Raw genomic sequence first — 17891 nt, 5'->3', positions numbered from 1 at the left:
TCGGCCGACATAAAAAAGAGTCCGCGCCATGCTGATCGACGAAGAATTGACCCTGAAAAAACTCGAGGTGTTCCTCGCCTTCATGCGCACCGGCAATCTGGCGCGCGCCGCTGCCGAGCTGCAGACCAGCAATGTCAGCGTGCACCGGGCGATCCATTCGCTGGAAAGCGCCCTGCGCTGCCCGCTGTTCAAGCACGAAGGCCGCAACCTGACGCCACTGGAAAGCGCTTACGTGCTCGAAGAGCGCGCGCAGAAGCTGATCCAGGACGTGGTCGAAAGCGTACGCCTGACCCGCGAGGCTGCCGGATTCTCCGCTGAACGCTTCAAACTCGGCTCGTTGTATTCGCTGACGGTGAAAACCGTACCGCAACTGATCATGGGCCTGAAGATCCGCCGCAGCGAACTCAACATCGACCTGATCCTCGGCTCGAACATCGACCTGCTCTACAAGCTGAAGAACATGGAAGTCGACGCGATCCTGGTGTCGCTGGATGACACGGTCAGCGATCCGGACTGCGAGCAGATCCCGCTGTTCTCCGACGACATTTTCCTCGCCACGCCGGCAGATTCAAGATTCGCCCAGCGTCAGGAGGTCGATCTGGCGGAAGTGCGCGACGAAACCTTCATCACCCTGACCCAAGGCTTCGCCACCCATCAGGACGGCATTCGGGTGTTCAAGCAGGCGGGGTTCGAGCCGAAGGTGGCGATGCAGGTCAACGACATCTTCACCCTGCTGAGCATGGTCAGCTCGGGGGTCGGTTATGCGTTGCTGCCGGGAAGGATTGCAGCGGTGTACGAGAACCGCGTGAAGCTGATTCCGTTGCAGGAGAAGTACCGCCTGCAGCAGCACATTGGCGTGGTGTTTCTCAAGGCCAAGGAGCGCGATCCGAATCTGCTGGCGTTGCTGGCGGAGTGTCGGATGTATGCCAATCGCCAGACTTGAGACCGAGTCGCGCCCTTCGCGAGCAAGCCCGCTCCCACAGGGGAACGCATTCCAAATGTGGGAGCGGGCTTGCTCGCGAAAGCGTCAGCCCAGACAACTCAAATTCCGTATCTAGCCAACAATACCGCGAACAATGAAGAACAGCAGCGAAGGCCCCAGCAAACAGCCAAGCCCAGTGTGGAACGTAGCGGTCAACGCCCCATAAGGCACCAAGCGCCGATCCGTCGCCGCCAGCCCCGCGGTTACCCCGCTCACCGTACCGGCCAAGCCGCCGAACACCATCGCCGAACGTGGGTTATCCAGGCCCATCCAGCGCGCTGCGACCGGCGTGCCGACCATCACCAGAATCGCCTTGATCAATCCGGTGGCAATCGACAGCGCCATCACATCCGAGGTCGCGCCAATCGCCGCGCCGGTCACCGGGCCGACGATATAGGTCACCGCGCCCGCGCCGATGGTGGTCATGCTTACCGCATCGCGATAGCCGAAGGCCCAAGCCATACACGCGCCGACGATGAACGGCAGGATCGTACCGAGCAGCAGCGCAATCACGCCGATCAACCCGGCCTTCTTCGCCTCGGTCGCCTGCACTTCGAACGCCGTGGCGACAATTGCGAAATCACGCAGCATCGCCCCGCCCATCAGGCCGATGCCGGAGAACAGCGTCAGATCCGCCAGGCCTTTCTGACCGCCAGTCAGGGTGCCGCCGACCCAGGCCAACACCAGACCGATGACGATGGCAATCGCCGAGCCGTGAATGCGCCCGAAGGTCAGGCGTTTCGAGAGAATCACCGAGACCCACATGATCACGCCGACGAAAGCGAATGCGGTGATCAGGCCGTTGTGTTCCAGACCATTTTCAATGAGATCCCACATGTCAGCGACCTCCTACCGGGGTGCCGACCGGAGTGACTTCCACCGGTTCGTCGGGCAACGGTTCGCCCTTGTGGGTGCGGCTGATCAAGGCAATCGTGCAGCCACAGACCACTACCGAACCGATTGCCGCGAGCACCGCCACCGGGCCGCCGTGCAGGGCGGTGACGACGTTCTGTTGCGCGGCCATCGCCACCACCACCGGAATGTACATCGCGCCCCAGAAGCCGACGCCCATTTCGCAATCCTTGGTCATGCCGCCGCGCTTCTGCATCCACAACCGCGCGCAGATCAACAGGATCATGGCGATGCCGACCCCGCCGACGTTGGATTTGACGCCCAGCAACACGCCGAGCATGTCACCCATGATCACCCCTGCCAGCGTACAGATCGCCAACAGCGCCACACCGTAAATAATCATTGTTGTAGTCCTCAAAGTGCATCGTCGAATGTTGTTTTTGTTGTTCGAAGCCTGAGTCGCGGCGGTTTATGGTCGGCGGCCACCCTCCTCTCGCAACAGCGCCTGCAAGGTGTCCAGACGCGCACTGTCGAAGGCAGTGACCGTGCCCGATTCAAACACCCGGCGCGCCAGCCCGGTCAGCACCGCACCGGGCGGCAGTTCGATTTGTAAACGTACGCCGCGCTCGTAAGCGCTTTGCACGGTGCCGCGCCAGTCCACCACGCGGCACATGTTGAAAGCGAGGTCGTCGCGCAGGGCTTCAGGCTTGATCAGCGGACGCGCGCGGCTGCCACTCAGGTAAGCGATTTTCGGGGTCTTCAGTGCAACCTTGGCAAAGACTTCGGCGAGGGTTTGCGCCGGTGCCTCCAGCAGCGGGCAGTGCGACGGCATACTCACCGCCAGGCGTTTCGCCAGACCGGCACCACGACTGCGCGCCAGTTCGGCCACCGCTTGCATGGCCTGCTCGCTGCCGGCAATCACCACCTGGTTATCGGCGTTGATGTTGGCCAGGTACACCGGCGACTCCGCGCTGTGTACCTGCGCCAGCAGCGTTTCGACGGTGGATAATTGCAGGCCGATGATTGCGGTCATGCCAAAGCCTTGTGGATAAGCCTGCTGCATCAACTCGCCACGCAGGCTGACCAGATGCAACGCGTCGCTGAAGCTCAGCGCCCCGGCGACCACCGCTGCCGGGTACGCACCGATGGACAGGCCGGCGACGTAATCCGCCGTGAGTCCGTCCTGCAGCAATTGTCGTGAAGCAGCGACCCCGGCGATCAACAGGCACAGCTGAACCGCCCGGGTGCTGCGCAACGCATCGGCAGAATCGAGCAGCGCGACATCTTCACCGAGCACGTCGCTGGCCTCGATCAACGCTTCCCGAGGCAAACGCTGGAGCATGCCCGGTTGCTGCGCGCCCTGGCCGGGGAACACCAACAGGCTGCTCACGCTGCCTGCTCCTGCGGGTTCCATGGATCAGCGACCAGACAGGCTTGATGGGCGTTTTTCAGCAGCACCCGTGCAGACCCGCTGGCCCATTCGCGCAACGCGACTGCACCGAACGGCGTCTGCAATTGCATGTCGACCCGGCACACGGCTTGATCAAAAACCGCGACCAGTTTGCGTGCCTGATTACGCGTGATCAGTTGCGGTGTCCGCAGAATCAGATCGAGGTCACTGGCCGCGTGCATCGCGGTAAAACCACTGGCCAACTCAAACCCGACACTGCCACTGATGCCCCAGACCCAACCGCAGTCATCGAGCATTGGCCGCAGTTGTTTGAGGGCCTGCATCACTGGCAGATCGCGCGCGCAATCGACATGACTAAGCGCTTCGGGGCTGACCCGACAGGCAATCGAATCGAGCGCCATAAACGCCGCTAGCCGCTGCTCACGCAACACACCGCGAATGCCCACCGCGACCCAACCTTCCGCGCTCACCGCGCGCCGCACGACCACCGGTTGCCCGGTAGCCAACGACTCGATTGCCCACTGCGGCGCATCCGCCGGTAGCTGCGCCGGGGTCATGCCCCACAGCAGGTCGTGGGCCAGTGGCATGTTCACCACTGCGCCCTCAACAGTTCGCGCACGCGGCTGGAGGCTTGGCGATTTTTTGCGCCGAGACGATTGCTCAAGTCAGTGCTGGAGATATCGCCGATGGCCTGTTTCAGGCACTCGGTCACCCGCGCCAGATCCTCCGCCGTCGGCTGCTCGATCTGCTGCACCGAAAAAGTCTCCCAGAGCAAACCGAGGCTGGCGTAGCTGTCGATGTCATAGGCCATCGGCGGCACGCTGGCGGCCAGCGCTTCCAGTTCCTCGACACTGCGCAGCGTCACCCGCGCCGCCGAAGCCTTGCCCATCGCATGCACCATCACCCCCGGATCGCGCAGGGCAATCAAACGGTTGGCCTGATAACCGTGGGCGAGAAACGCTCCGGACATGGCCTTGCCCACCAGCAGCGCAATCACCGGATGCCCGGCCAAACGGGCGCGGGCATAGCTGTCCGCCGCACCGGCCAGGGCCTGATGAATGCCGAGGGCTTCTTCGCGACGACCGTAAGCCTGGCTCGGAACATCGACGATGGCGATGATCGGGCGCTTCTGCGCTTCGTCGCGATCTGCCGTGATCACGTCATCCACAGCTTTGGCCAGACCCCAGCCTTCGAGCAAGCCAACTTCACCGTTGCGAGCCCGTGGGAAACGGTTGTCCGGGTCAGCGACCACCGCGATAAACCGCCCAAGTTCGCCGTCGGCGACCTTCAACGATGGCGGCAAACCTTCGACCGTTTTCGCACCAGCGCTCAGGGCATTGAACCAGTTCAAACCGCGCACGGAATAACCACTCATGAGCGCTCTCCTTGATACAGATCGCGAACCACCGACGGTTCGATTTGCTTGGCGGTGTCCAAACGGTTCAGGCGTTGCAGGAACCAATCGGCGCGCTGACTGCGTGGCTGGGTTGGCAAGCCTTGTTGCAACAACTCGCCCACCTGCTGGCGAATCTGCGCCACATCATCGGCGACATAACGATCCACCAGAGCACTGGCGAAACGCTGTTCGCCACCGGTCAGGCTCCAGATGAAGGGCCGGTCGCGGGAGTCGTATTCTTCGATCCCGGCCTCCTGCTCGATCACTTGCGGGCCGTTGAGGCCGAGGCGTGCTTCCTGGGTCACCAGCAAATAGCTGCACAGCGCGGCGGCAATCGACATGCCGCCGAAACAGCCGACGCTGCCCGCGACCACGCCGACCACCGGTTGGTACTGCTGCAAATCGACAATCGCCGCGTGAATATCGGCAATCGCCGCCAGCCCGAGGTTGGCTTCCTGCAAACGCACGCCGCCGGTTTCCAGCAGCAACACGGCGCGAGTCGGGATGCCTTTGCGGTTGTCTTCGGCGGCCAGTTCCAGCGCGCCGGCAATCTTCGCCCCGCCGACTTCGCCGAGGCTGCCGCCCTGAAACGCGCCTTCGATGGCGGCGATCACCACCGGCAAACCGTCGAGGCTGCCCTTGGCGATTACTACGCCGTCATCGGCTTGCGGCACCACGCCCTGGCGTTCGAGCCACGGCGACATGACCCGTTGAAACGGGTCGAGCAATTCGCGGAAGGTCCCGGCATCGAGCAAGGCTTTCGCCCGTTGCCGTGCGCCGAGTTCGACGAAGCTGTGTTTGTTGAGCAACGCTGCGCTGTCAGTCATGGCCGATCTCCTCGAAACCTTGTTCCAGACGCAGACGCACCACACCCGGCGTGGCGCCGAAATCGTGGATATCGATGGCCATTGCCGGTGGCGTGGTGCCGTCGAACATCCGCGCGAACAGGTGCTGCCAGCGCTGCTGCGCACCGTTGACCGAGGTCTGCACATTGATCGTCAGCTTGCCGGCCAGCCCCGGTTCGATCAGCACTTCCAGATCGCCCGAGCCGACACAACCGACCAGCGCCCGCCCGCGTGGCGGCTGCCCGGCGGGGAATTCAAAGGATAAGGTTTCCATCAAAACGCTCCCTGAAGGATGCCGTCGCGCTCGATACGGTCGAGCAGCAGCGTGGCGGCGAGCAAGTCGGCGGCGCCACCGGGCGAGGCATTCAATGCGATGAGTTGTTGATCCAGTTCGTGCAGGCGACGACGCCCGGTGAGGCTGGCGCTGCCACCAGCGTCAAGCACCGCTTGCGCACCTTGTTGCATAGCGTGCAGGCCCTGTTCACCGGCGCGGTAGAGCACGCAGGTGTCGGCCAGATCGGTCATGATCGCCAGCAGCGCATCGAGCCGGGCGTTCTGTTCGCCGTGGCCGTTGGCGCGGCTGCGCTTGAGTTGCGGCAGGCCACGTTGCAGCACGGACGGAAAGCCGAGTTGCGCTTCTTCGCGGGCACCGCGTGCGCCGTAGCGCAGGGCAACTTGCGCGCCGTGGCTGAGTGGGCGCGGTGCGTGGCGGTCATCGATTAAAGCCAATCGCGCAGCGCGTACGGCGACGGCACTGGCGCCGCTGGATTTAGGTTCCAGTGCCACGGCGGTGATCAACAACCCCAAGGCCCAGATCGCCCCGCGATGAGTGTTCACGCCGTTGGTGGTCGTGAGCATGGCTTGCTCGCCTTCACGGCCGATCCGACCAATCGCTTCGCGCAACGTTGAATCGACTTCGCCGATGTCCACCGCCGCTTCAGCCATTTCCTTGAACGCCGGCCATAACGACAACGCCGAAGCGTGCATCAGGCCCAAGTGCAGATCGCTGTGCGCGCCATTGCCACGCCGGTCGACCAGCGCCGGTTTCGGCGACAGATCGGCTTCGTCGATCAGCGCATCCACCGCCAGATCGGCCAGGCGTTCGCTGAGGCTCAGGGGTTTCGCTTGCAGATTGAGTGCGTGCATTACCAGCTCCTGAATTTGGCGGGCGGGTTGTACAAACCGCCGGACCACTCGACCAGATCGGCCACGCTTTTCGCCGCCAGCAGTTCGCGGGTGGCGTCGGTGCGGCGGATGCCGAGGTCTTCGGGCAAGGCAATCAGGCCTTCGCGGCGCATGCGTTCGGTGTCTTTCGGGTTGTGGCGCAGACCGATGGCGGTCACGCCGGCCACCGCTGCGATCATCGCCTGGCGCTCTTCCAGCGAGCGCGCCTTGTACAGGTAGGCGATGCCCTCTTCGGTAAGCAGGTGGGTGACGTCGTCGCCGTAGATCATGATCGGCGCCAGCGGCATACCGCTTTTCTTCGCCACTTCCACCGCGTCGAGGGTTTCGACGAAGGTCGGTTTGCCGCCCTCCTGGAAGGTCTCGACCATTTGCACCACAAGTTTCTTGCCGCGTTCGAGCATCGGTTGCGGCGCGTCGTCGTGGCGCATGTCGAGCCACGCCGGGGTGCCGTGACGGCGACCGCGCGGGTCGTGGCCCATGTTCGGCGCACCGCCGAAACCGGCGAGGCGGCCACGGGTCACGGTCGAGGAATGCCCGTCGCCATCGACCTGCAATGTTGCGCCGATAAACAGATCCACCGCGTACTGCCCCGCCAGTTGGCAGAACATCCGGTTGGAACGCAGCGAGCCGTCGCGCCCGGTGAAGAACACGTCCGGGCGCGCGGCGATGTAGTTTTCCATGCCCAGTTCAGTACCGAAGCAATGCACGCTCTCGACCCAGCCGCTCTCGATCGCCGGGATCAGCGTCGGGTGCGGGTTGAGCGTCCAGTTGCGGCAGATCTTGCCTTTGAGGCCGAGGGATTCGCCGTAGGTCGGCAGAATCAATTCGATCGCGGCGGTGTTGAAACCGATGCCGTGGTTGAGCGACTGCACGTTGTGTTTTTCGTAGATCCCACGGATCGCCATCATCGCCATCAACACGTGCACCGGTTTGATGTGCCGTGGGTCGCGGGTGAACAGCGGCTCGATGTAGAACGGCTTGTCGGCCACCACCACGAAATCCACCCATGAGGCCGGGATGTCGACGCGCGGCAGTTCGCTGACGTCATCGACCAACTGGTTGACCTGGACAATGACGATGCCGTCGCTGAACGCGGCCGGTTCGATCAGTGCCGGGGTGTCTTCGGTGCTGGGGCCGGTGTAGATATTGCCGGCGCGGTCGGCCATGAACCCGGCCGAGAGCACGACGTTGGGGATCAGGTCCACCACCAGCCGGGCGTAGAGTTCGATGTAGGTGTGAATCGCGCCGATTTCCAGCAGGCCGTCTTCGAGCAACTGGCTGATGCGCAGGCTTTGGGTGCCGGCGAAGGAGAAATCGAGCTTGCGGGCGATGCCGCGTTCGAACAGATCCAGATGCTCGGAGCGACCGACGCTGGGCATGATCATGTGCAGATCATGCAGCTTTTCCGGATCGGCTTTGGCCAGCGAACGGGAAAGGAAATCCGCCTGCTTCTGGTTATTGCCCTCCAGCACCACCCGGTCGCCGGGATGGATCAGCGCTTCAAGCGCCGCGACGATCTTGTCGCTGGGCAACACCACACCGTCGGCCAGCCCGCGCACCTTGTCGAGACGCCGCTGCTTCTCGTCACGCCGCCGCGTCCAGCGCGAGTCGGGGGAAATTGTTGTTGTCATGCTCACTCCACGGGGTTCGCTGTCGTGGAGCCAAGGTAGGCGTGTGAGCGGGGCGCATCAATCAAGCGCGGTGGTGAATCATTACGCTGAGCGTAACGTTCGCTGACGCATTCGCGAGCAAGCCCGCTCCCACAGGGGGATCTTTGTCGTACACAACATCTGCATCCACTGGAGATCCCCCTGTGGGAGCGGGCTTGCTCGCGAAGGGGCCAGTGCTATCACCGCATGACTCAGCCAGTTGGCACCAGCTTGTCCAACACCCGATTGACCGCCATTTCCGCCACCATCACCACCTGAGCAATACCCTGCAACGTCTTGCGGTGCGAGCCTTCAACCAGCGCCGCATGATTGTTGAGCATGACCGTGGCCGAGCCGAGGGATTCACTGGCGTCGGCCAGCAGGGATTCGCTGTCGGCGTCGGGGTTGGCCATGTACAGCGTGTTGGGGGTGTAGGGCGTGGCCATGAGGTCGGGTTTTGGCGGGCCGAGGTAATGGTCGAGGGCGCGTTCGGCGGCTTCGTGGAATTTCTTTGATTCGGGGGCTTCGTAGGGGGACGCCGTGTCTGTGGACGGCGGGTTTGGTGTTGGTTTGAACATGGTGACTAACCTCGGTGAGGCCGCAATCCTTTCGCCGCTAAGCAAAAGGGTGGCGGCTATGCGCAAGTTAGCGGACCGGTAGTCACCAAAAACCCGGCGCACCCGAAGGTGCCATGCGCACAGCCACCATCAAGTGCAGGCGAATGCCTGACTGGATGAGACATGTGCAACCGTAGGGACTAGCCGAGCCGCTAAGCTCGATCACTGGAAATCAGTGACGGGATCAAGTTACGCAGCCTGCCCAAGGCGCACAAGCCGGCGGATTCTGGTGCATGCGTAGGCAGCGGCGCAAGGATTTGTAGGCTGCTGACCGTAACCTTGGGTGTCTTTAAACAGCTGTGCTGAATGGTGTTTATTGCGCTGTAGAAATTGAGGGTTTGTCTGTCGGATCAGAGTGAAGCGACTGGCGCCTTCGCGAGCAAGCTCGCTCCCACAGGGGATGTGTGTCGTGTCCAAAATCTGTGTTCACTGAAGTTCCAATGTGGGAGCGAGCTTGCTCGCGAAGAGGCCAGCAAGATCACCACAAACTCTGGATCAGTGAACCAGCCCAGCCTCCACCAACAACTGTTCCAACCCCAACAAATCCGGCACCTTGGCTACCTGCTCCCCCACCTGCACCGCTGCCTGTTCCAGCGCACACAACGGCACATCGACATAACTCAACTGACTGTCGAGCTTGTACGAACGCGGGATCCCCTGCACCAGCAGCGCAATGAATTTCAGCTGTGGCAAGCCGCCAAGTGCGTTGAGGATGACGATCCGCGCGCGTTCGCCGATGACGATTTTCTGCCCGCAGGCTGACTCGAAACTCAGTAGCGGAATCTGCCGTTCGCGCCAGCTCACCCGCCCCAGATACCACGGCGGTGTGTCGAGGTCGAAGGCGCTGGCCTGGTAGTCGATCAGTTCGGCAACGGCGACGTTGGGCAGGATCAGGTTGCGGTCGGCCAGCGGCAGCAGCAGGCCGGTGAGTTGGCTGGTGCGCGCGTTGTGGCGGCGCTCATGCATGTTTCTTGCTCCAGTGGGCAATGCTTTCGAGCAGCACCGATTCCTGATACGGCTTGCCGAGGTAGTCGTTGACGCCGATGGCCATCGCGCGGTCGCGGTGTTTCTGCCCGGTGCGCGAGGTGATCATGATGATCGGCAGGTGTTGCAGGCGTTCGTCATTGCGTACCTGGGTGGCGACTTCGAAGCCGTCCATGCGCGGCATTTCGATGTCGAGCAGCATCAGGTCAGGCATGTGTTCTTCGAGCAGCAACATGGCGTCGACACCGTCCTTGGCGGTCAGCACATTCATGCCGTGGCGTTCGAGTAAACGGCTGGTGACCTTGCGCACGGTCACCGAGTCATCGACCACCAGCACCAGCAGTGGCTTCTGCGGTTCGCTGTCGATTTCCGCCTGCGCCGGACGCTGCGCAACCCGCGCCTGCATCGCGCGGATCGGTGCGAGCAAATCAAGAATCAGCACCACCCGGCCATCGCCGAGAATCGTCGCCCCGGACACGCCCTGCACTGCCGCGAACTGCGGGCCGAGGCTCTTGACCACGATCTCGCGGGTGCCAGCCATCGCATCGACCTGCACCGCGATGTGCCGGTCATTGCACTGCACCAGCAGCACCGGCAACGGCAGGCTCTGGCCGAGCAGTTTCGGCCGTGGCGCGGTTTTCAGCAGCTCGCCCAGATAGCACAACTCGTAGCGCTGACCGGCGTAGTGATAGCTCGGCGGATCGTTGCGGTAGTGCCCTTCCAGATCATTCGGCAACACGCGGACGATGCCTTCGATGGTGTTCAGCGGAATCGCGTATTGATCCTCGCCGCACTGCACCATCAGCGCGCGGTTGACCGACACGGTGAACGGCAGACGAATGCGGAAGTGCACGCCCTGCCCCGGCACCGAATCGATGCTCATGGTGCCGCCGAGCTGGCGGACTTCCTCATGAACCACGTCCATGCCAACGCCGCGCCCGGAAATCTGGGTGATCTTTTCCGCCGTGGAGAAGCCCGGCTGCAGGATGAATTGCAGCACGTCGCGGTCGCTGATCTCGGCGTCCGGTGCCAGCAGGCCGCGCTTGATCGCCTTGCGCCGCACCGCGTCCAGCGGCACCCCGGCACCATCGTCACGAATATCGAAAACGATGTCGCCACCCTCGCGGGTCAGGTCGAGGGTGATCGTACCCTGCGCCGGTTTGCCCGCCGCCAGCCGCACTTCGGCCGACTCCAGTCCATGGTCGACGGCGTTGCGCAGCATGTGCTCCAGCGGCGCGGCCATGCGCTCCAGCACGTTGCGATCCATCTCGCCTTCGGCGTTGCCGATGATGAACGCGACGTCTTTGTTCAGCTCTTCGGCGACCTGACGCACGATGCGTTTCAGGCGCGGCAGCATGCGTTCAAACGGCACCATGCGCGTACGCATCAGGCCTTCCTGCAACTCGGTGTTGATCCGTCCCTGTTGCTGTAACAGGTTCTCGGCGTCGTGGTTGCGGCGGTCGAGGGTTTCCTTGAGATCGAGCAAGTCGGAGGCAGATTCGAACAGCGCCCGCGACAGTTGCTGCAACTGCGAATGACGGTCCATTTCCAGCGGATCGAATTCTTCGTAGCCGAGGCGTTCGGCATCGACTTGCTGACGGCTGAGAATCCGCCCCTGGGTTTCGGTGTCGAGCCGGCGAAGCTGATCGCGCATGCGCTCGATGGTGGTTTCCATCTCGTTCAGCGCGGTTTGCGCATCGCTGACTTGCTGCTCGATACGCCCACGGAAAATCGAGGTTTCCCCAGCCAGGTTGACCAGCTCATCGAGCAGTTCGGCGGAGACCTTGACCATGTCCGCGCCGGCATCAGCGGCGGGTGACGCAGGCTCGGTCTTGGTTGGAATCGGCAGCAGCGGCGGCGTGTCAGGGGTCACCGGGTGGCTGAAATTCTGGATCGCGTTGATCAGCCGATCCGCCGGTGGGCATGGCTGCCCGGCGCGCACGCCATCAAGCATTTGCGCCAGCCGGTCATGCCCGCGCTGCACCAGCGCGAACAGTTCGGCGGACGGTTGCAGCACGCCGGTGGCGAGGCTTTCGTAAAGGTATTCGAGCTCATGGGCGAGGTCACCGATCGGGCCGATCTCGACCATCCGCGCACCGCCCTTGAGGGTGTGCAGATCGCGCAGCAGGGTTTCCACTTCCTGGCGATTGCCGGGTTCGGCCTGCCAGCGCAGCAGCGCCGCGCCGGAGCTTTCAATGATGTCGAAACCTTCTTCGAGGAAGATTTCCAGCAGCTCCGGATCATGCGCCGCGCTGTCGTGTTCAGCCGTCGGCTGCGCCGTTTCGGCACTGCCGGCCTGGCCCTGGCGGAACTGGCGGATCGCTTCGATCAGGTCTTGCGCCGGGGTCAGCGCCTGATGGTTTTGCAACTGTTCGAGCAACTGCGCCAAGCGGTCGTGGCTCTTGTGCAGCAAGCGTCCGAGCAGCTCACTGTAGCTGTGGCGACGATCTACCAGACCTTCGTAGAGACTTTCCAGCTCATGGGCCAGATCGCCGATGGCGTCGACTTCGGCCATCCGCGCGCCGCCCTTGAGGGTGTGCAAATCGCGCTGCAACGACGACAGCGGCGCAGCGTTGTCCGGGTCGCTCACCCAACGCTGCAAGGCCTGACCGGCACTGTCGAGAATATCCACCGCTTCTTCGAGGAAGATTTCAACGATCTCGTCGTCCGGTGCGGTCTCGGCATGGGTGTGGGCGAGTTCGGCGGTCGCGGCGCCCAGTTCGCTGATGCTCAAGGTGCGGCTGCCGTCGCTGCGAATCAGCCCCATCGCCGTCGGATCGAGGCTTTCATCGAGCAGTTCGTGCAAGGCGCGGACGCGCTGCGGCTGTGGAGTGATTTCCTGGCCTGCAGCCAGTTCGTCGAGCATGTTGATCAACGCTTCGTGGGCGTTCTGCGCCTCCTGGAAAAACCTGTCGCTGACCGCCAGGCTGCTTTCTTCGACGGCGCCATAGAGGTCGAGCAAGGCTTCGCACAACACGTCCACCGGCAGCAGATCGGCGAGGTGCGCGCCTTCGCCAAGGGTCGTCAGTTCGTCCAGCAGCGCGCTGAGTTCCTGACGTTCGCCGGGGTGTTGTTGCCAACGCTGCAACAGGCTTTCGGCGTCGAGCAGGATGTCCATGCCCTGGGCGAGGAAGTTGTTGATCAGTTGCGCATCGCGCTTGATCCGCAGACCGGTATTCGGTGCGCTGAGGATCGCTTCCAGACGTTCGGCGAGCAGCGTTTCGGTGCGTTTGATCAGCGACTGCGCACCGACAATCGGCGCCAGCGGATCGTGCTTGAGCTGGCGCAGACCGACGCGGAACAGGCCTTCGGCTTCGAGGAGCAATTCCACTTCATCGAGATCCAGCGGCAACTGATGCGCCTTGAACTCGCGCGCCAACTTATCCAGCGGCGCCGCCAGTTCGGCAATCGGCAACACGCCGGCCATCGACGCACTGCCCTTGAGCGTGTGCAAGGCGCGTTGCAATTCGTCGCTGGCCGGCAGCGGCACATGCTCGGCGGCCTGATCGAGGAAGCGGTTGAGGCTGGCGAGGTGGGTTTCGGCCTCGTTGCGGAAAATCTCCAGCAACAGCGGATCGAGGGCCGCCACATCATCGACGTCTTCGGCCGCCAGCGGCTCGACACCTTTGGCCAGCGCATGCGCACGGGCCGCCAGTTGATCGACATCGCTGCGCTGACGCTGGCGGTGCGTGGCAAATTCGCTGATCAGTTCCGGCAGCAGCAACACCGTGTCGGTGAGCAACTGCTGCACCTGCGCGCCGGGTTCTACGCTGTGTTCCAGCACGCGGTTGAGCAGGTTTTCCACGGCCCACGCCAGCTCGCCAAGGATCAACGCGCGAACCATGCGCCCGCTGCCCTTCAAGGTGTGAAAGGCCCGACGCAATTCAGTCAGTGCGGCGCGGTCATGGGTGTCGGCCGACCAGCGCGGCAGGTATTCGTGCAGAACCTCAAGCACCTCGTCGGTCTCTTCGAGGAACACTTCGCGCAGTTCATCGTCCACCGGTTCTTCGTCGGCGGGCGGTGGCATCAGGTTGCCGGGGGTGATCAAGGCCGGCGGGTTGACCGCCGACACCGGGCTGGCCAGCACCTCGGCCAGCGACTTCACGGTCTCGGGGTCATCCAGTGCCTGCAGGTCCTGCATCACCAGCGCTTCGCTGGGGCTGAGTACATCGTCGAGCACCGGCACGTGCTGCTCATGTGGAAAGAAACCGAGGCTGGCGAGGCTTTTCTGTGCGACATCCAGCAGTTGTTCATTCGGTGCCTGCGGGTCGTCGCTCAGGCGCTCGAGGTAATACTCGAGGCTGGTGATGACGTCGGCGAGGTGATCCAGTTGCTGCCAGCCCGGCTCGTGCGGATCCAGCAGCAAGTGTTCGCGAATGAAGCTGTTGCAGGCCTCGACCAGACTCGCCGCGCGGCTCAGAGGAATCATCGCCAGCGCGCCGCGCACCTGGGTCAGCAGTTCCGGCAGCGGTTGCAGTTGCTGGCGATCCCAGTCGGCGTCGATGTAGTCGACGATCATGTCCTTGGCCTGTTGCAGGCAGATGCGTGCTTCCTTGATCACGATCTGATGGATCTGCGTCAGATCAGTGGTCGGCAGGCGCGCGTCTTCGGGGCTTTCCGGCTCTACGGTGCCGACCATTCCGGCGAGGTTGGCTTCGACGTAAAGCAGCGCGCCGGCCACGTCCATCAGGGTCGCGTCGTTCGGTTCGCGCTGGCCCTGAACGAGGCCGAGTACCACCGCCAGTTGATCGATGATGACTTTGCGCGGCTGGCCGAAACCGAGCACCGCGAGGGTGTCGGCGATCTGCCGCAGCGGCGCCAGCAGACTCTCCAGATCGGAGGTGTGCTGACGGTCGCTGCGCACGAACAGGTCGAGGCGTTCCTTGACCCGCACCAGTTCTTCGCACAATGCCGCCAGCACCGAGCGCATCGCATCGCGGTCGGGACCGGCCAGACGCGCGCGTTCTTCGTCGACCATCGCGCTGTCGGGCAACGCGTCGTCCAGGGAGTAGCGATCTTTCATGGTCAGCATCTGCCCGGTGGGATGTTCGGCTTTGGCAATATAGAACAGCAGGCTTTTCAGCAGCTCCGGCGGGGGCGGCTGATTGAGGCCGCGCATGCCCTGTTCGAGCAGGCGCTTGAGCTCCTTGTCGGCGTCCTTGAACAGGCTGCGCAACGCCGGACTGTTGGCGATGGCACCTTCGCGCATGCCTTCGACCAGGGCTGAAGCGACCTGCCACAGCGGACTTAACGGCGCGTCAAAGCTCAGCGCTTCGAGGCGCTGGAAGACTTTCGCCAGGTATTCGAGGTGGGTCTGGTCATCCTGCTCGCGCAGCAAACCGACCAGCGCCATTTGCAGCATCTGGCGCAATTTGCGCAGCACATTGGGCAGGTCGGGAGGCTCCAGCGCGGCCAAGGCTTGTGCGCTCAACGGCGGCAAGTCAGGCAAGGGCGGGCTGAACAGGCTGGTTTCCGAGAGCAGGCTGTCGCCGCGTGCACTGCGCAAATCGTTGATCAGCGGCAGCACCACCAGCGGCAGGTCGCGGCGGGCGCTCTGCACGCGATCGAGGTAGATCGGCAATTGCCCGAGGGCTTGCAGCAGCAGGTGCAGGGCTTCGTCACGATGGCTGACGCGCTCCTGCTGCAAGGCTTCGACCAGATGCTCCATCTCTTCGGCGAGCAAAGCGGCGCCGTAGAACTCGACCATCTGCAGGCTGCCGTGCACCTGATGAATATACGTCAGACACTCGTCCAGCCCCGGTGAGGCCTGCGGGTCATCGAGCACGGCTTCAATCGCCTGATGCGCCTGCCTCAGCGTTTCGGCAATTTCACCCTTGACCCATTCGAGGGCCACGTAGTCGTGCCGGTCACCCATAACCACTCCACTCACGCCTTGTCCGTCGCGGACGCCGACGGCAAGGTGAAACCGGATACCGAACGACGCAGCTGACTGGCCATCTTCGCCAGATTGCCGATGCTCTCGGCGGTGGCGGTCGAGCCGGATGACGTCTGCGTGGTGATCTGCTGGATCACGTTCATCGTCATGGAAATCTGCCCGGCCGACGAGGTCTGCTGCTGCGCCGCATTGGAGATGCTTTGAATCAGCGCGGCAAGGGTCTTCGATACGCCTTCGATTTCTTCCAGCGCCACTCCGGCATCCTGCGCCAGTCGCGCGCCGCGCACCACTTCGGTGGTGGTCTGCTCCATGGAAATCACCGCTTCGTTGGTGTCAGCCTGAATCGCCCGCACCAGCGTTTCGATCTGCCGGGTGGCCGCGGACGAGCGCTCGGCCAGCCGCTGCACTTCGTCGGCGACCACGGCAAAACCGCGTCCGGCATCTCCGGCCATCGAGGCCTGAATCGCCGCGTTGAGCGCGAGGATGTTGGTCTGGTCGGCAATGTCGTCGATCAGGCTGACGATGTCGCCGATTTCCTGCGACGACTCGCCCAGGCGCTTGATGCGCTTGGCGGTGTCCTGGATCTGCTCGCGGATGTTGTCCATGCCGTGGATGGTGTTGTGCACCACCTCGTTGCCCTTGTTGGCGATTTCCACCGAACGCTCGGCCACCGCCGATGATTCAGCGGCGTTGGCCGAGACCTGATCGATTGACTGGGCCATGTCGCTGATCGCGGTCGAGGCTTCGGAGATCTGCTGCGCCTGATGTTCCGAGGCCTGGGCCAGGTGCATGGCGGTGGCCTGGGTTTCCTGCACGGCGGCGGCGACTTGGCCGGCGGTGAGGTTGATGGTCGCGACCAGATCGCGCAGTTGATCGACCGAGTAGTTGATCGAATCGGCGATGGTCCCGGTGAAGTCTTCGGTCACCGAGGCGGTCACGGTCAGGTCGCCGTCGGCGAGGTCTTCGATCTCGTCGAGCAGGCGCATGATCGCGTTCTGGTTGCGTTCGTTCTTCTCGGCGGTCTCGCGCAACTGGCGATTGGTTTCACGGACCATGACCATGCCGATCAGGATGATCGAGGCCAGCGCCAGCAAGCCCAGCACGTAGCCGCCGATGGTGTCGGTGCTGCGCCCGCCGGCAAGGTTTTCGAAACCGGTAGCGAGGTGCGAGGCTTCGTCGAGCAGGGTCTGCGACAGGCTGAAAATGTTGCTCGCCGACTCCCGGACCTTGAACAGCTCCGGTGAGGTTTCGAGGATTTCATCCACGGAGCCGGAGACGAACTGGAACAGCTCGGAAATTTCACTCAGCCGCGCACGGGCATCACGGTCTTCAACCTGGCTGATTTTCAGGGTCGGGTTGCCCTGCAACATGCCGTTGAGGACTTGGCCGAAACGGGTGGCATCGCGGCCAAAAGCGTCGGCAGCCTGCTGCGAGTTTTCGTCACCGGCCAGCACGGTGTTGACCGCGCCGAGAATGCGTTCAGCGAGCAGCGATTGGCGCTGGGCCATCGCCACTTGCGCTGCCGGGGCGCCGCGTTGCAGAAGGATCTCGACGACTTTTTCGTATTCGATCTGCAACTGCGGCACGGTTTCGGCCAGCGTCGCGGCGACTTGATGCAGCGAGAGCACGGTCTGTTCGCTGGAGAGAATCGCATCGGTATTTTTCAGCAGGCGTTCCCAGTCCAGCTGCACCGCGCGCATTTCCGGGCGCACGCTGGCCGGCGCGGGTGGCAGGCCGGTGGCCGGATCGCCCTTCTTCAAGTAACCCCAGCGCTGGGCGAAATCGTTGCGCGCATCGCTCAGCAACTTGAACGCGGCGGCCTTGCCGGCGGCGGCTTCAGTGGCGTTCTTGGCAATCCGCTGCGACAGCACGCGCAGCTCACCGGCGTGGCCAATGTACTGCTTGTCGTAGTTGGCCTGGGTGTTGAGGTAGGCGAAGTTGGCGAACAGCAGCATGATGAACACGATCAGTGCGATGAACAGCACAATGATCTGCGAACGACTGCGCGACCCTTCCGCCGATTTGCCTGTTTTTGCTTTTGTCATCGGTCCTCGCCTGTTTGAAGCTCACCCGT

Annotated in this window: 14 protein-coding genes; 1 reads left to right on the top strand and 13 read right to left on the bottom strand. The window is 63.1% G+C overall.

Annotated elements, in window-relative coordinates; translation table 11 throughout:
• Positions 1–28: 28 nt before the first annotated feature.
• Positions 29–943: a LysR substrate-binding domain-containing protein gene (locus LCH64_RS18165; RefSeq protein ID WP_226500916.1), complete on the top strand. Its 915-nt coding sequence runs from the start codon at positions 29–31 to the stop codon at positions 941–943.
• Positions 944–1054: 111 nt separating this feature from the next.
• On the opposite strand, the gene madM is transcribed toward LCH64_RS18165, so the two are convergent.
• From madM to LCH64_RS18100, 13 genes are all read right to left on the bottom strand, one after another.
• The gene (madM, locus tag LCH64_RS18160; protein WP_226500915.1) at positions 1055–1819 is read right to left on the bottom strand and encodes a malonate transporter subunit MadM; all 765 of its coding nucleotides are present in this window, start codon (positions 1817–1819) and stop codon (positions 1055–1057) included.
• A 1-nt stretch (position 1820) separates the two neighbouring features.
• Positions 1821–2237 carry a malonate transporter subunit MadL gene (madL, locus tag LCH64_RS18155; RefSeq protein WP_003229065.1) on the bottom strand — a complete coding sequence of 139 codons (417 nt, stop codon included), beginning with the start codon at positions 2235–2237 and terminating at the stop codon, positions 1821–1823.
• Between the two features lie 66 nt (positions 2238–2303).
• Positions 2304–3224, bottom strand: coding sequence for a malonate decarboxylase subunit epsilon (gene mdcH, locus LCH64_RS18150; protein ID WP_226500914.1), 921 nt, complete (start codon positions 3222–3224; stop codon positions 2304–2306).
• A complete protein-coding gene (locus tag LCH64_RS18145; RefSeq protein ID WP_226500913.1) occupies positions 3221–3841 on the bottom strand; it encodes a malonate decarboxylase holo-ACP synthase in 621 nt (206 codons plus the stop codon). Before LCH64_RS18145 ends, mdcH begins: the two co-directional genes overlap by 4 nt.
• Positions 3835–4620, bottom strand: coding sequence for a biotin-independent malonate decarboxylase subunit gamma (mdcE, locus tag LCH64_RS18140; protein WP_226500912.1), 786 nt, complete (start codon positions 4618–4620; stop codon positions 3835–3837). The genes LCH64_RS18145 and mdcE overlap by 7 nt, the downstream gene beginning before the upstream one ends.
• On the bottom strand, positions 4617–5468 hold the full coding sequence (locus LCH64_RS18135; protein WP_226500911.1) for a biotin-independent malonate decarboxylase subunit beta: 852 nt from the start codon (positions 5466–5468) through the stop codon (positions 4617–4619). The genes mdcE and LCH64_RS18135 overlap by 4 nt, the downstream gene beginning before the upstream one ends.
• Positions 5461–5760 carry a malonate decarboxylase subunit delta gene (locus LCH64_RS18130; RefSeq protein WP_003229075.1) on the bottom strand — a complete coding sequence of 100 codons (300 nt, stop codon included), beginning with the start codon at positions 5758–5760 and terminating at the stop codon, positions 5461–5463. The genes LCH64_RS18135 and LCH64_RS18130 overlap by 8 nt, the downstream gene beginning before the upstream one ends.
• Positions 5760–6632 carry a triphosphoribosyl-dephospho-CoA synthase gene (locus LCH64_RS18125; RefSeq protein WP_226500910.1) on the bottom strand — a complete coding sequence of 291 codons (873 nt, stop codon included), beginning with the start codon at positions 6630–6632 and terminating at the stop codon, positions 5760–5762. Before LCH64_RS18125 ends, LCH64_RS18130 begins: the two co-directional genes overlap by 1 nt.
• Positions 6632–8302: a malonate decarboxylase subunit alpha gene (gene mdcA, locus LCH64_RS18120; protein ID WP_226500909.1), complete on the bottom strand. Its 1671-nt coding sequence runs from the start codon at positions 8300–8302 to the stop codon at positions 6632–6634. Before mdcA ends, LCH64_RS18125 begins: the two co-directional genes overlap by 1 nt.
• 230 nt (positions 8303–8532) lie before the next feature.
• The gene (locus LCH64_RS18115; protein WP_226500908.1) at positions 8533–8898 is read right to left on the bottom strand and encodes a hypothetical protein; all 366 of its coding nucleotides are present in this window, start codon (positions 8896–8898) and stop codon (positions 8533–8535) included.
• 534 nt (positions 8899–9432) lie between these two features.
• Positions 9433–9903: a chemotaxis protein CheW gene (locus LCH64_RS18110; RefSeq protein ID WP_027610587.1), complete on the bottom strand. Its 471-nt coding sequence runs from the start codon at positions 9901–9903 to the stop codon at positions 9433–9435.
• Positions 9896–15796, bottom strand: a complete 5901-nt coding sequence (locus LCH64_RS18105; RefSeq protein WP_226500907.1) for an Hpt domain-containing protein — start codon at positions 15794–15796, stop codon at positions 9896–9898. Before LCH64_RS18105 ends, LCH64_RS18110 begins: the two co-directional genes overlap by 8 nt.
• 11 nt (positions 15797–15807) lie before the next feature.
• Positions 15808–17862 carry a methyl-accepting chemotaxis protein gene (locus LCH64_RS18100; protein ID WP_003229088.1) on the bottom strand — a complete coding sequence of 685 codons (2055 nt, stop codon included), beginning with the start codon at positions 17860–17862 and terminating at the stop codon, positions 15808–15810.
• Positions 17863–17891: the final 29 nt, after the last annotated feature.

The organism is Pseudomonas sp. MWU16-30322, from assembly GCF_020515535.1.
Classification (GTDB): Bacteria; Pseudomonadota; Gammaproteobacteria; order Pseudomonadales; family Pseudomonadaceae; genus Aquipseudomonas; species Aquipseudomonas fluorescens_H.
This window is presented reverse-complemented; position numbering and strand designations above follow the sequence as displayed.